Below are 14,038 nucleotides of genomic sequence, written 5' to 3'. Positions count from 1 at the left end.
TATTGTGTCTATTCTGGGTTTCTTGAGGGAGAAAAAGCAATCATTTTCCCCGTGTGACGCGTTATCCTGATACACAATCAATGAATTCCCCGTGAGAACAGCAAGGAATCACCCCAATGGCATTTGATCATCGTAAATACGTTGCGTTTACGCCGGTGGCGAAAACCGATCGTCGCTGGCCTGACAAAGTCATCACCACCGCTCCCCGTTTTTGTGCGGTGGATCTGCGGGATGGCAACCAGGCACTGGTAAAGCCGATGTCGGTAGCGCAGAAGCAGCGGATGTTTGATTTGCTGGTAAAGCTGGGGTTCAAGGAAATCGAGATTGGCTTTCCTGCAGCGAGCCAACCGGATTTTGATTTTTGTCGCAAACTTATTGAAGAAGATCGCATTCCCGATGATGTGCACATTCAGGTGCTGACCCAGGCGCGGCCGGAGCTGATTGAGCGCACCTACGATGCCCTTAAGGGGGCTCGCAAGGCTATCGTACATGTGTACAACTCGACGTCGACGGTTCAGCGGGAGCAGGTCTTCGGCATGGACCGCGAAGGCGTGAAAGATATTGCGGTCAATGGTGCCCGCATCGTCAAGGCCAACGCCGCCAAGTACCCGGAGACCGAATGGACTTTCCAGTATTCGCCGGAGAGCTTTACCGGAACGGAACTGGAATACGCCGCGGACGTGATCGATGCAGTAAACGACGTCTGGCGCCCGGATCAGGGCCAGCCGGTGGTGATCAACCTGCCAGCCACCGTGGAAATGGCGACCCCCAATGTATTTGCCGATCAGATCGAGTGGATCTGCGATCACGTTCGGTATCGCGAGCACATCAGTATCAGCGTCCATACCCACAACGACCGTGGCTGTGCTGTAGCGGCGGCGGAGCTGGCGGTGATGGCCGGCGCTGACCGGGTGGAAGGCACGCTGATGGGCAATGGTGAGCGTACCGGCAACATGGACCTGGTCACCATGGCGATGAATCTTTACTCCCAGGGCGTGGATCCGACGCTGGACCTGTCTGGAATGGCCGAGATTACCGATGTGGTTGAAGCCTGTACCGAGATTTCCACCCATCCCCGCCACCCCTATGCCGGTGAGCTTGTGTTTACAGCCTTCTCGGGCAGCCACCAGGATGCCATCCGTAAATGCCTGGCCCGCCGCACCGAAGGCGAAAGCTGGCATGTGGCGTATCTGCCCATCGATCCTCACGACCTCGGTCGCCGTTATGAGGAAGTGGTTCGCATCAACAGCCAGTCTGGCAAAGGTGGTGTGGCTTATGTCCTGGAGCGTGATTACAACATCAGCCTGCCACGGTGGTTGCAGATCGAGTTCAGTAAGCTGGTGCAGCGAGAGGCCGAAACCAACGGCGGAGAGATTGACTCACTGACGATTCATCGGTTGTTCGAAGATCGTTACCTGAAGGTGGCCAAAGCCTGGGAGTTGAGATCCTATGACCTTCACCGGGATGATGAGGGCGTGAATGCCGTTGTGAGTATTGGCGCTGAAAGCGACCCGATCATACTGAAAGGTCATGGCCTCGGAGCGGTCGAGGCAGTGTCAGCGGCGTTGGAGGCGGAATACGGCGTAACCCTGGCGGTAGAAGCCTACGATGAATTTGCATTGGGGGAGGGCACCAACGCCAATGCACTGGCCTGTATCCGTGTGACGGTGGATGGACATCACTGCAGTGCGGCCGCTCTGGCCGAGGATACCACGTCGGCTACCTTGCAGGCGCTGTTTTCAGCGGTTTCCCAGGTGGTCGAAGCTGGTCGTCGGGATGGGGTCACCAATAAGGCGTCGGCGGAAGCAGGTGCCTGAAAAAGAAAAAGCCGGCGAATGCCGGCTTTTTCGGATTCCCTGTGCCCGTGAGGGGCATAGGGCGGGGTCGCGTAACCTCAGACTGGGGTTACGTTTTCCGCCTGGGGACCTTTCGGACCCTGAGTCACGGTAAACTGCACCTGTTGACCTTCGGTCAGGGTGCGGAAACCGCTCGCGTTGATTGCACTATAGTGAACGAAAACGTCACTGCCACCGTCCTGGGCGATAAAGCCGAAGCCCTTGGACTCGTTAAACCACTTTACGTGGCCTGTTTTTGTATCTGACATTGATCTTTCCTGTATTTCTGAAATTTTGCCCTCACGGGACCATCGGTATCCAGTCGGAATACCGGCGCTGTAAAAATTCAGAAAGTACTGAGGAAAGGGGCAACGAAGAGCACTGCGGCAGGACGTTGAAACGCATTCACCAAATACCGCTGTATTTTCACAGCAATTTCAGTATAGACCGAGTTGGGAGGGCGTCAACGCTTTTTTTAGCACTTTATTTAAGTTTTTTAATCCGCAAAAACAACAAGTTGTCATAAAATCGTCACCAAACGGATGCACCGTTGTGGCGCAGGTTCCGATTGGTGACGGCGTCTCGTGGTCAGCTTTTGAACTGCTCGCTGATTTCTTCCAGTATGGCGGGGTCGTCAATCGTGCTTGGCACTGCGTAGTCCTCACCATCGGCGATTTGTCGGATTACCCGGCGCAGGATCTTGCCGGACCGGGTTTTGGGGAGTCGTTCCACGACCAACGCCTTGCGGAAGCAGGCAATAGCGCCGATTTTTTCGCGCACCATCTCAACCAGCTCTTCTTCAAGTTCGTCGTGGTCGATGGTTGCGCCGTCCTTGATCAGTACGAGCCCCACGGGCACCTGGCCTCTCATGTCGTCGTGAGCACCGACCACGCAGCATTCCGCGATGGCCGGGTGGGCCGCCACCACTTCCTCCATCTCTCCGGTGGACAACCGGTGGCCCGCGACGTTGATAACGTCGTCCGTTCTTCCCATCACGAACACATAGCCGTCTTCATCAACAAATCCTCCATCACCAGAACTGTAGAAACCTTCGATGGGGGCAAGATAAGTGTTACGGAATCGGGCGTCGTCACCCCAGACCGTGGACATGCAGCCCGGAGGCAATGGCAGCTTAACGGCAATCTGGCCCTGTTCGCCGGCGGGCACCTGATGGCCCTCCATGTCCACCACCTGAACGTTGAATCCGGGGGACGGAAGCGTGGCGGAGCCGGGTTTCGTCGTCATCATCTCGATGCCCACCGGGTTGCAGCAGATTGCCCAGCCGGTTTCGGTTTGCCACCAATGGTCCAGTATTGGCAGGCGGGTATGTTCCTTCAGCCATTCGTAGGTGGGTGGGTCCAGTCGTTCGCCGGCCAGGAAGAGGCGCTTCAGGGAACTGATGTCGTAGCGGGACAGCTGATCAGCCTCAGGGTCTTCCTTGCGGACCGCCCGGAAGGCGGTCGGTGCCGTGAACAACAGATTCACGCCGTGGTCCTGGACCACGCGCCAGAAGGCGCCGGCATCCGGAGTTTTGACCGGCTTGCCCTCGTAAAGGATGGTGGTGCAGCCTGCAAACAAGGGGGCATAGACGATATAGCTGTGCCCGACCACCCAGCCAACGTCCGATGCGGCCCAGTAGACATCTCCCGGGCTGGCGTCGTAAACCAGGTGCATGCTGTAGCGAAGAGCGACGGCATGGCCGCCGTTGTCGCGCACAACGCCCTTGGGTTTACCGGTGGTTCCGGACGTGTAGAGGATATAAAGCGGGTCGGTGGCCCTGACAGGCACCGGGTCTACCGCCCGGGCCCGGCTAACCATTTCACCCCAGTCGAAATCGCGACCTTCCTGAAGCGTGGCCTGAGCCTGCGGGCGCTGAAACACAATGCAACACTCGGGCTTGTGGTCCGCCTGATCGATGGCTTTGTCCACCAAGGGCTTGTATTCGATGACCTTGCTGACTTCGATGCCGCAGGAGGCTGTGATGACGGCCTTGGGCTTGGCATCATCGATGCGCACCGCCAGTTCATTGGATGCGAAACCGCCAAAGACCACGGAATGAATGGCGCCAATCCGGGCGCATCCCAGCATGGCAATGACGGCTTCCGGAATCATGGGCATGTAGAGAATCACCCGGTCACCCTTGGTGATGCCTCTGTCCTGGAGGGCACCGGCGAAGGTTGCCACCGCACGGGTGAGCTCATTGTAGGTGTATGAGCGGGTGGTGCCGGTGACCGGAGAATCGTAAATCAGGGCTTTCTGTTCGCCGCGCCCGGCCCGGATGTTGGCATCCAGTGCTATGTCGGAGGTGTTAAGGACACCATCGGGAAACCACTCCCCATGTCCGTTATCGGTGGGCTGCCAGATGGTTTTCGGGGGCTCCATCCAGTCAATGGCAGACGCTTTCTCGCGCCAGAAGGCGTCAGGCTGGTCGATTGATTGCCTGAACTCGGAGTGGTAGTCCATAACATCCACCTCGCATCACTGTTGTTGTTGTGTTTTGTAATACCCACAACTTTAGGCGCTTTGAGGTATAGGACTACTAGACCATAGGCTAAGTTTCTGTCTTTTTGAAAGTTATTGGTTTCCTGAATTGACCGCGGTCACGTTCGCTTCAACGTGGCCGCTGGCAACACGGGCGGTGATCCTGTCGCCGGGCGCGAGTTCACTGGCCTGGCGAACTATATCCCCGTTTTCCTGCTGGACGATGGCGTACCCCCGCCCCAGCGTCGCCAGCGGGCTGACCACATTCAGTGTTTGAGCCAGATGCTCAAGGCGCTCCTGGCGTTGGACGACGGACTGGCGAGCCAAGCGGGTTAGTCGTTCGGACAGCTGGCTGACGCTCCTGCGGTTGTCGTCGAGCCGTTTTGCGGGAGACTGCATTCTCAGGCGCTGGCCAAGGTGCTCAGCGCGTACCTTTTCCCGCTCCATGCGTTGACGCATGGCCTTGCCCAGCCGCAGGTCGAGGTCGTCCATGCGCTGGGCTTTTTCCATCAGTTCACGCCGGGGATCCCTGAGCCTGGCGGAAAGATGCGCCAGCTGAGTCCCCATGCGTTTTAGGGCTCGGCTGGCGGCGCCGGCGAGTCGATGTTCGCGTTCCTTGAGCTGTCGCAGCCAGTCCTGCTGATCGGGTGATATCTTTTCCGCAGCGGCGGACGGTGTGGGTGCCCGCAGGTCGGCGACAAAGTCGGCAATGGTTACGTCCACTTCGTGGCCAACCGCACTGACCGTTGGCAGGGGGCATGCTGCTATGGCGCGGGCGACGGCTTCCTCGTTGAAACACCAAAGATCTTCCAGTGAGCCACCACCGCGACCAATAATCAGCACATCGGCGAGTCCGTGTCGGGCTGCCCGGTCAATGGCGCGGACAATGTCAGCTGTTGCTGCCTGCCCCTGGACAGCGGTGGGGTAAAGGGTGACGGGAATGGCCGGGCATCGTCTGGCAAGTACGGTCAGGATATCGTGAATGGCGGCTCCGGTGGGCGATGTCACAACCCCAATGTGGCGAGGGGTTGATGGCAGCGGTTTTTTGCGGGCTGCATCGAACAGACCCTCCATCTGCAGCTTGCGTTTGAGCTCCTCATAGGCCTGCTGCAACGCGCCGAGTCCCGCTGGCTCGACATGCTCGACAATGATCTGGAAATCACCCCGGTTTTCGTAAAGCGTTACCTTGCCGCGGATGCGAACCTGCTCGCCTTCCTTCGGAATTTCTTTCACCCGCTGGTTGAAGCCCCGGAACATGGCGCAGCGGATCTGGCATTTGCGATCTTTCAGGGAAAAATACCAATGGCCAGAAGAGGGGCGGGAGAATCCGGACAATTCACCCTCAACCCAAACCTGCATGAAGCTGGCTTCCAGCAGGTGGCGGGCCTGGTGATTGAGCTCGCTGACACTCAGCGCTCGGGGCCGGGAATCCTGGAAACCGCTGTCCAAAGGGGGTGCTCCTTCGTTTCTGTGGGGTTGCTGTATACGCAAAAGCCGAAAATTGGAGAGTAAAAATAGCGAAAATTCAAAAAGATGCAACCCAATAGGTAGTCAGCCCCGGTTTACTGTCAACCAAGGCCCATTTATAATAGGTCGATTAAGAATTTTGTACTGCCACAGCCTGCGGGGTGTGGTGTCAGAATTCTCCAATCTAGCATGTTCAAAAGGCGGATCCCAATGCTGCGAATTGCCGAAGAAGCCCTCACCTTTGACGATGTACTGCTCGTTCCAGGACGCTCAGAGGTTCTTCCTCACCAGGTCAGCCTGCAAACCCAGCTGACCAAAGGTATCACCCTGAATATTCCGCTGGTATCAGCGGCTATGGATACCGTGACCGAAGCTGATCTGGCCATTTCCATGGCCCAGGAAGGTGGCATCGGCATCATGCACAAGAGCATGTCTGTTGAGCAGCAGGCCGCGGCCGTCCGCAAGGTCAAGAAGTTCGAAAGCGGCGTCGTGAAGGATCCTATCACGGTGACGCCGGACACTACGGTTCGCGAACTCGTGGACATTACCATGGCCAACAACATTTCGGGGCTGCCGGTGGTGGACGGTGTCGATCTCGTTGGTATCGTCACCGGTCGTGATATTCGCTTTGAAAGCCGCCTGGACACGCCTGTCTCGGAAATCATGACCGCCAAGGACAAGTTGGTGACGGTGAAAGAGGGTGCCAACCTGGACGACGTGAAAGAGCTGTTGCATCGTCACCGCATTGAAAAAGTCCTGGTCGTGAATGACGACTTTGAATTGCGCGGGCTGATTACCGTCAAGGATATCCAGAAGGCGAAGGACTATCCGCTCGCTTGCAAGGACGAGCAGGGCCGTCTTCGAGCTGGCGCTGCCGTTGGCACCGGTGCAGATACAGATGCACGTGTAGCCGCGCTGGTTGAGGCAGGAGTTGACGTGATCGTAGTGGATACGGCCCATGGCCATTCCAAGGGCGTGCTCGACCGGGTTCGCTGGATTAAAGAACATTTCCCGGAAGTTCAGGTGATCGGCGGCAACATTGCTACGTCTGATGCCGCAATCGATCTGGCCGACGCTGGTGCAGACGCGGTCAAGGTAGGTATCGGTCCCGGTTCCATCTGCACGACCCGTATTGTGGCCGGCATTGGCGTGCCACAGATCACAGCAGTGTCCAATGTGGCCGCCGCCTTGAAAGACCGTGGCGTGCCCGTGATCGCGGATGGTGGCGTTCGCTTCTCTGGCGATATTTCCAAGGCCATTGCAGCCGGAGCCTACAGTGTCATGATCGGCAGCCTGCTGGCCGGTACTGACGAAGCCCCGGGCGAGGTTGAGCTGTATCAGGGCCGTAGCTATAAAGCCTACCGCGGCATGGGTTCCATTGGAGCCATGGGGCAGGGGTCCAGTGACCGTTACTTCCAGGACGCCAGTAAAGGCATTGAGAAGCTGGTGCCGGAAGGCATTGAAGGCCGCGTTGCCTGCAAGGGCCCGATGCGGAACATTGTGCACCAGTTGATGGGCGGCCTGCGGGCTTCCATGGGTTATACCGGCAGTGCCACCATGGAAGAAATGCGCACCAAGCCTGAGTTCGTCCGCATCACCAATGCGGGCATGCGTGAGAGTCACGTCCACGACGTGACCATCACCAAAGAAGCCCCTAACTACCGTATCGGCTGACCACTGTCGATTCGGGCGCGGCTCACCCAGTGAGCCGCGTTTTTTCTTTCTGCTCCGAGGATTTCATGGCCCATAACATCCACGACCACCGTATTCTGATTCTCGATTTCGGTTCCCAGTACACCCAGCTCATCGCGCGCCGGGTTCGGGAAATTGGGGTCTATTGTGAGATCAAGGCCTTTGATATTACCGATGAGGAACTGAAAGAGTTCAATCCCAAAGGTATCATTCTCGCAGGCGGCCCCGAGTCCGTGACTCAACTGGGTGGCCCTCGTGCGCCGGAAGGCCTGTTCGAAAAAGGGATTCCGGTTCTGGGCATTTGTTATGGCATGCAGACCATGGCCGAGCAGCTGGGCGGTCGTGTTGCCAGTTCCGAGAAGCGGGAATTTGGCTATGCCCAGGTCAAAGTGCGGGCCAAGGGGCCTTTGCTGAAAGATATTACAGACCATCTCACGGCAACCGGCGAATCTTTGCTGGATGTGTGGATGAGCCATGGCGACAAGGTTGTGGTGATGCCGGAGGGCTTCGAACTGCTGGCATCAACGGAGAGTGCGCCGATTTCGGCCATGCAGGATACGTCGCGTAACCTCTACGGCGTCCAGTTCCACCCGGAAGTGACCCATACCCTGCAGGGCAAGCGCATCCTGGAGCACTTCATTCTCAACATCTGCCAGTGCGAGGCTCTGTGGACGCCAGCCAAGATTGTTGACGATGCGGTGGAACAGATCCGTAACCAGGTGGGCAGTGGCAAGGTGCTTCTGGGTCTGTCTGGTGGTGTGGATTCTTCCGTTACCGCTGCGCTGCTTCACAAAGCCATCGGCGACCAGTTGACCTGTGTGTTCGTGGACAACGGCTTGTTACGCCTGAACGAAGGCGATCAGGTGATGGATATGTTCGCCAGCAACATGGGTGTGAAGGTTATTCGCGTTGATGCCGAAGACCTGTTCCTGTCCAAGCTCAAGGGTGTTGATGATCCTGAGCAGAAGCGCAAGATCATTGGCAACACCTTCATTGATGTGTTCGACGAAGAAGCCGCCAACATCCGCGATGTGAACTGGCTGGCCCAAGGCACCATCTACCCGGATGTCATTGAATCCGCAGCCTCCAAGACCGGTAAAGCCCATGTTATTAAATCCCACCATAATGTGGGTGGTCTGCCGGAAACCATGAAAATGAAGCTGGTGGAGCCGCTGCGGGAACTGTTCAAGGACGAGGTTCGCCGTATTGGCCTGGAGCTTGGACTGCCTTACGACATGGTGTATCGCCACCCATTCCCCGGGCCCGGCCTGGGCGTGCGGATTCTGGGTGAAGTGAAGAAGGAATACGCCGAAATCCTCCGTCGGGCTGATGCTATTTTCCTGGAAGAGTTGCACCGTGCTGACTTTTACCACAAAACCAGTCAGGCATTTGCGGTCTTCCTGCCCGTCAAATCGGTTGGAGTGGTAGGTGATGCCCGACGCTATGAATACGTGGTGGCATTGCGCGCAGTGGAAACCATCGATTTCATGACCGCCCGTTGGGCACACCTGCCGTACGATCTGCTGGAAACGGTATCCAATCGCATCATCAATGAAATTGAAGGTGTGTCCCGGGTAACCTACGACGTTTCCTCCAAGCCGCCGGCAACCATCGAGTGGGAGTGACCGGTATGCTGGTCGGGTTGGTCAGTTAATTCTGACCAACCCGACCTGATTGGTGCTGCTTTGATGGATTAGCAGGTTTTCTTCTTCAGTCACCCAAACATTGCGAATGATCCCAACTCCCGAGGGAATGGCCCAGCTTTGAAAGGTCTCGGCTTTCGGGTCGAATCTGACGAGTGCATCAGGTCGCATGCCCGATTCGTTGTACCAGATAATGTCGTCGATGACGGCCAATGCGTAAGGATGAGAGTCCGTGCCGCTGGGGGAATCCCATTCGGTGATTGCGCCGGTATCCGGGTTCAGTCGGCCGATTTTTCCCCTCGTTGAATTGACGTACCAAACGTTGCCTTGGCTATCCAGGTCAAGTCGACGTACTCGGGTTCGTTTATCCGGCAGGTTGTAATAACGAACCTCCATAGTGTTCGGGTTCATGGCGCCAATCTTGTTCGTGCCATTGTAGGCAATCCAAACGGTGCCGTTGGAATCTACCTTGATTCCATAGGGCCTGGCTTCAGTGTTCACTTCCTTCAATACACCGGTTTCAGGATCCAGTCGGCCCAGCATGGCCGCGTGCTGAGCCGTGAAATACAGGTTGCCGTTGGGATGAAACACGGCAGAGTGAGGGTCTTTGGCCTGCGTTTCATATTCAGTGATATTGCCGGTGTCCGGATTCAGCTTCCCGATAGTGGCGTTGCTGTTTCCGGTGTACCAGATGTTGCCATCCTCATCAGGGACAATGGAGTGTGGCCGGGCTGATGGCGGTAAATTGTATTCTTTCATTTCGCCAGTATTCGGGTTCAGTTTTCCAACCAGGCTCGCCCACATACCTGTCCACCAGATAGAGCCGTCTGGTGCTTCAATCGGGTCCCGAGTGCGCTGACCAAGGGTAGGTGTTGTCCATTCGGTAATCTCAATGTCGACGTTTCCCGGAACCAGTGTTGGTCGCCTGCTGGGGTCTTCCGGAAAGTGTTGGGCCAGATAATTGGCGATCCTGGTGGCCTGCTCATCCTGCAGGTCAATCATGGTAGAGAAAACCCGTCGCCACTTTTCGGGTGAGCTATAGCCAGCTGAGCGCTTGATGGTGGAGACGCCATGGCAGGCCGTGCAGGCTTTCTCAACCAATGCTTTGCCGGCACCTTCCGGTAGTGAAGATTGCAAATTGTTTTGCGCAAGGGAGGCTTGCGTGGTGCCGAGTAGAACGACGACTGCAGCTGTCAGGGATGCAGGTAGGCTCATGAGAACGACTCCTGTCATTCGGGAAGACCTTTATTGTAATCGTACGTCACGATGCTGTGGACATTGTGAGGTAATGAAAGTTCCGGGTTGGCGTGCTTTTACTCTAAACTGAATGCCAGGCAATGATGAAATCTGCTGAATAGACGCGAATTCAGGTATTCGCGCACTCGTTTCCAACTTTGGTAATATGTCGCCTGGTTGATGATGGTACAAATTATGCCGCCTCAGATATTGTTGCTGCACCCTTTAATCATCCCTCAATAAATCTTTTGTTTTAATAGGTTGCATACCCCGTTTTGTCGAGCGCTGACGTGACGAACAGAGGGGTGTGACCGGGCAGGCATTATGGCTGGCACTGATGTTGATTATTCCTGGATGAAGCGTGCGCTGCAGCTGGCCCGTCAGGCCGGAGCCGCTGGTGAGGTGCCAGTTGGTGCAGTGGTCGTGCTGGATGGACGGGAAATCGGAGCTGGCTATAATGCACCGATCAGTGGATGCGACCCCACAGCTCATGCTGAAATACGCGCCCTGCGGGACGCGGCAAGACGTGCGGGCAATTACCGGTTGCCGGGTGCCACGCTTTACGTCACCCTTGAGCCGTGCACCATGTGTGTGGGCGCCATTGTGCACAGCCGCATCAGTCGTTTGGTGTACGGTGCGGCGGAACCGAAGGCGGGTGCCGTGGTGTCGGCTCGGCAAACACTGAACGAGCCACATCTCAACTGGCGTGTTGAGTCTGTCGGAGGTGTTCTGGCGGATCAGTGCAGCCATGTTATCAGCGAATTCTTCACGCGTCGGCGGGCCGACATCCGCCGCCGGAGGCAACTGTTTTCAGGGAAGGAGTGACGATCGATCATGAAAGTTCTGGTAACCGGCGGAGCCGGGTATATAGGTAGTCATGTCGTAAGGCAACTGGGCGAAGCCGGACACGACATTGTTGTTTTCGATAACCTGTCCACCGGATACCGTTGGGCGGTCACCTGTGGTGAGCTTGTGATCGGAGACCTCGCCGATGAACAGGCCATTGCGGACCTTTTCAGCCAGCACCGCTTTGAAGCCGTGCTGCATTTCGCCGCCAATATCGTGGTGCCGGAATCGGTCGAGAACCCCCTCAAGTACTACAGCAACAATACCCGTAACACGCTGAATTTGCTGAAGGCAGTAGAAGAACACCAGGTACCTTACATGGTGTTTTCGTCGACGGCTGCCGTTTATGGCATGCCAGAGGAAACCGTACTGACGGAAGATCTTCCGCTGGCGCCGATCAATCCCTATGGCGCCTCAAAGATGATGAGCGAGCGGATGATCATGGATCTGGCTGCCGCGTCATCCCTCAATTACGTGATCCTGCGTTACTTCAACGTAGCTGGGGCCAATCCGGACGGTTTGCTGGGTCAGGCAACGCCTGAAGCTACGCACCTGATCAAGGTTGCGTGTGAGTGTGTGACGGGCAAGCGCGATGGCATGAGCGTGTTTGGCACCGACTACGACACCCGTGACGGTACCTGCATCCGCGACTACATCCACGTGGAAGACCTGGCCAAGGCTCATGTGATGGCGTTGGAGTATATGGCCGGTGGAGGTGAGTCACGGGTGCTGAACTGTGGCTACGGGCGTGGGTTTACCGTCCGCGAAGTTATTGATGTGGTCAAGCGCCAGTCAGGCAACGACTTTCCGGTGCAGGAAACCGGCCGTCGGGCAGGGGACCCAGCCGCGCTGATGGCTGACAACTCGCGAATCAAAAAGGTACTGGGCTGGCAGCCGGATTACGACGACCTGGATACCATCGTCGGCACAGCCCTGGCCTGGGAGAGGATCTGGCAGGATAAGCAGGGCTGAGAGGCCGCACATCGAATACCAACCATAAATTGCAGACATCAGGGTTTTAAAGGATGAAAATTACTATTTTTGGCACAGGTTACGTTGGTCTTGTCACGGGTGCCTGTCTGGCCGATGTGGGTCATCACGTTCTGTGTATGGATGTGGATCAGGGCAAGATTGATAAGCTTAGGAACGGCCATATACCGATTTATGAGCCTGGCCTCGAGTCCATCGTAAAGCATACGGTCGAGGCAGGCCGCCTGGCGTTCACCACCGATACCCAAGAAGCCGTGGCCCATGGGTCTCTGCAGTTCATTGCAGTGGGTACACCGCCTGATGAAGACGGTTCCGCCGACCTGCAGTATGTGACCGCCGTGGCGCGCTCCATTGGCCAATATATGGATGACTACAAGGTGGTGGTGGACAAGTCCACCGTGCCGGTTGGTACTGGCGACAGGGTCAAGGCTGCGGTGCGTTCCGAGCTGGACAAGCGCGGGCTGGAGCTGGACTTCGATGTCGTGTCCAACCCTGAGTTTCTTAAGGAAGGCGCGGCCATTACCGATTTCATGAAGCCCGACCGCATTATCGTTGGCACCGACAGTGAGCGGGCCAAAGAGTTGCTGCATGAGGTCTACTACCCGTTCAATCGTAGCCACGACCGCATGATTTTCATGGACATCCGGTCTGCGGAACTGACCAAGTACGCAGCCAACTCCATGCTGGCCACCAAGATCAGTTTCATGAATGAAATAGCCAACCTGGCGGAGCGTTTGGGGGCCGATATAGAAAATGTGCGTCGTGGCATTGGTTCCGACCCCCGCATCGGCTACCACTTTATTTACCCCGGTTGCGGTTACGGCGGCTCCTGTTTCCCGAAAGATGTCCAGGCATTGACCCGCACAGCCAGGGATTGTGACTACGACTCCCGCCTGTTGAACGCCGTGGAAGCCGTGAACAATGCCCAGAAGCACGTGTTGTTCGACAAGATCAGTCATTACTTCGGTGGCAACCTGAAGGGCAAGGTCGTCGCGATCTGGGGGTTGGCATTCAAGCCCAACACCGACGATATGCGTGAAGCATCGTCCCGAGCCCTGATGCAGGACCTCTGGAAGGCCGGAGCGAGCGTGCAGGCCTTTGACCCGGAAGCCATGGAAGAGACCCAGCGTATCTTTGGCGATCAGCCAGGGTTAACCCTCTGCGGCACCAAGGAGCAGGCGCTGAAAGGGGCCGATGTGCTGGCCATCTGTACCGAGTGGAAGGAGTTCCGCTCTCCGGATTTCGAAGCCATAGCCGCAAACCTGAAGGAGCCTGTCGTGTTTGACGGGCGCAACCTGTACGAACCTGAAATGCTTGAGCGCCACGGTATGATCTACTACGCCATTGGCCGTGGCCGGAACCAGTTCCACGGAGGTTAATATGAGTGGGGCGGAGTCGCCGTTTGTTCTGCACGAGCGTCTGGAAGCTGACACAGTCAGCCTCGGACAGAGCAAGCTGTGTGAAATTCGGCTGATGAACGACAGCAACTGGCCCTGGATCCTTCTGGTACCAAGGGTTGGCAGTGTGCGGGAGATCTATCAGCTGGCTCCGGAGCAACAGCGGCAGCTGCTGGCGGAATCGTCCCTTCTTGGGGAGGGCATGATGGAATTGTTCGGTGGGGATAAGCTCAATGTTGCGGCGTTGGGTAACATGGTGCCGCAACTTCACCTTCATCATATCGTGCGTTTTGACGGCGACTCTGCCTGGCCGGGCCCGGTCTGGGGCAAACTTCCGCCGAAGCCCTACAGTGTCAGCGATCTGGCCAGAATAAGCGAACAACTGAAGCCGTTGCTGGGTCGGCTCTCGCAAATAGTGGCGTAGCAATCTCTTCCGGCAAAGCCGGGTAGC

Annotated in this window: 11 protein-coding genes; 7 read left to right on the top strand and 4 right to left on the bottom strand. The window is 56.8% G+C overall.

From position 1 onward, the window contains the following. The first annotated feature begins 116 nt into the window (after positions 1 to 116). Complete coding sequence (leuA, locus tag AAGD24_RS12150; protein ID WP_379865260.1) at positions 117 to 1,817, top strand: 2-isopropylmalate synthase; 1,701 nt, start codon at positions 117 to 119, stop codon at positions 1,815 to 1,817. Between the two features lie 77 nt (positions 1,818 to 1,894). On the opposite strand, the gene AAGD24_RS12145 is transcribed toward leuA, so the two are convergent. From AAGD24_RS12145 to xseA, 3 genes are all read right to left on the bottom strand, one after another. Next, complete coding sequence (locus tag AAGD24_RS12145; protein WP_008169155.1) at positions 1,895 to 2,104, bottom strand: cold-shock protein; 210 nt, start codon at positions 2,102 to 2,104, stop codon at positions 1,895 to 1,897. A gap of 319 nt (positions 2,105 to 2,423) precedes the next feature. Further along, positions 2,424 to 4,298, bottom strand: coding sequence for a propionyl-CoA synthetase (locus tag AAGD24_RS12140; protein ID WP_273064983.1), 1,875 nt, complete (start codon positions 4,296 to 4,298; stop codon positions 2,424 to 2,426). A gap of 111 nt (positions 4,299 to 4,409) precedes the next feature. Further along, a complete protein-coding gene (gene xseA / locus AAGD24_RS12135; RefSeq protein WP_091641318.1) occupies positions 4,410 to 5,765 on the bottom strand; it encodes an exodeoxyribonuclease VII large subunit in 1,356 nt (451 codons plus the stop codon). A gap of 228 nt (positions 5,766 to 5,993) precedes the next feature. On the opposite strand from xseA, the gene guaB reads away from it, so the two are divergent. Together guaB and guaA are read left to right on the top strand one after the other, a co-directional pair. Further along, the gene (guaB, locus tag AAGD24_RS12130) at positions 5,994 to 7,457 is read left to right on the top strand and encodes an IMP dehydrogenase (RefSeq protein WP_007152454.1); all 1,464 of its coding nucleotides are present in this window, start codon (positions 5,994 to 5,996) and stop codon (positions 7,455 to 7,457) included. Positions 7,458 to 7,522: 65 nt separating this feature from the next. Continuing rightward, the gene (gene guaA, locus AAGD24_RS12125) at positions 7,523 to 9,100 is read left to right on the top strand and encodes a glutamine-hydrolyzing GMP synthase (RefSeq protein WP_036205338.1); all 1,578 of its coding nucleotides are present in this window, start codon (positions 7,523 to 7,525) and stop codon (positions 9,098 to 9,100) included. 21 nt (positions 9,101 to 9,121) lie between these two features. On the opposite strand, the gene AAGD24_RS12120 is transcribed toward guaA, so the two are convergent. Then, positions 9,122 to 10,333 (bottom strand): hypothetical protein, encoded by a 1,212-nt coding sequence (locus AAGD24_RS12120; protein ID WP_379865256.1) that lies wholly within the window; start codon positions 10,331 to 10,333, stop codon positions 9,122 to 9,124. A gap of 345 nt (positions 10,334 to 10,678) precedes the next feature. Here AAGD24_RS12120 and tadA point away from each other — a divergent pair, with 345 nt between their 5' ends. From tadA to AAGD24_RS12100, 4 genes are read left to right on the top strand one after another with little or no spacing between them, the layout of a single operon-like run. Further along, entirely contained in the window at positions 10,679 to 11,179 is a 501-nt protein-coding gene (tadA, locus tag AAGD24_RS12115) for a tRNA adenosine(34) deaminase TadA (RefSeq protein WP_041334295.1), read from the top strand. A 9-nt stretch (positions 11,180 to 11,188) separates the two neighbouring features. After that, positions 11,189 to 12,172, top strand: a complete 984-nt coding sequence (gene galE, locus AAGD24_RS12110) for a UDP-glucose 4-epimerase GalE (RefSeq protein WP_091641313.1) — start codon at positions 11,189 to 11,191, stop codon at positions 12,170 to 12,172. A 53-nt stretch (positions 12,173 to 12,225) separates the two neighbouring features. Next, a complete protein-coding gene (locus AAGD24_RS12105) occupies positions 12,226 to 13,569 on the top strand; it encodes a UDP-glucose/GDP-mannose dehydrogenase family protein (protein ID WP_036205341.1) in 1,344 nt (447 codons plus the stop codon). Between the two features lies 1 nt (position 13,570). After that, positions 13,571 to 14,011 carry an HIT domain-containing protein gene (locus AAGD24_RS12100; RefSeq protein WP_041334301.1) on the top strand — a complete coding sequence of 147 codons (441 nt, stop codon included), beginning with the start codon at positions 13,571 to 13,573 and terminating at the stop codon, positions 14,009 to 14,011. Positions 14,012 to 14,038: the final 27 nt, after the last annotated feature.

The sequence above is a fragment of the Marinobacter sp. M5B genome, from assembly GCF_042604615.1.
GTDB lineage: Bacteria > Pseudomonadota > Gammaproteobacteria > Pseudomonadales > Oleiphilaceae > Marinobacter > Marinobacter salarius.
Note: the sequence above shows the minus strand (reverse complement) of the source record. Positions and strands in the feature narration are given on the sequence as shown.

Bases quoted from the DNA above. Each gene is read 5' to 3' on its own strand.
- leuA (WP_379865260.1), top strand. From the start codon at position 117: ATGGCATTTGATCATCGTAAATACGTTGCGTTTACGCCGGTGGCGAAA.
- AAGD24_RS12145 (WP_008169155.1), bottom strand. From the start codon at position 2,104: ATGTCAGATACAAAAACAGGCCACGTAAAGTGGTTTAACGAGTCCAAG.
- AAGD24_RS12140 (WP_273064983.1), bottom strand. From the start codon at position 4,298: ATGGACTACCACTCCGAGTTCAGGCAATCAATCGACCAGCCTGACGCC.
- guaB (WP_007152454.1), top strand. From the start codon at position 5,994: ATGCTGCGAATTGCCGAAGAAGCCCTCACCTTTGACGATGTACTGCTC.
- guaA (WP_036205338.1), top strand. From the start codon at position 7,523: ATGGCCCATAACATCCACGACCACCGTATTCTGATTCTCGATTTCGGT.
- AAGD24_RS12120 (WP_379865256.1), bottom strand. From the start codon at position 10,333: ATGAGCCTACCTGCATCCCTGACAGCTGCAGTCGTCGTTCTACTCGGC.
- tadA (WP_041334295.1), top strand. From the start codon at position 10,679: ATGGCTGGCACTGATGTTGATTATTCCTGGATGAAGCGTGCGCTGCAG.
- galE (WP_091641313.1), top strand. From the start codon at position 11,189: ATGAAAGTTCTGGTAACCGGCGGAGCCGGGTATATAGGTAGTCATGTC.
- AAGD24_RS12105 (WP_036205341.1), top strand. From the start codon at position 12,226: ATGAAAATTACTATTTTTGGCACAGGTTACGTTGGTCTTGTCACGGGT.
- AAGD24_RS12100 (WP_041334301.1), top strand. From the start codon at position 13,571: ATGAGTGGGGCGGAGTCGCCGTTTGTTCTGCACGAGCGTCTGGAAGCT.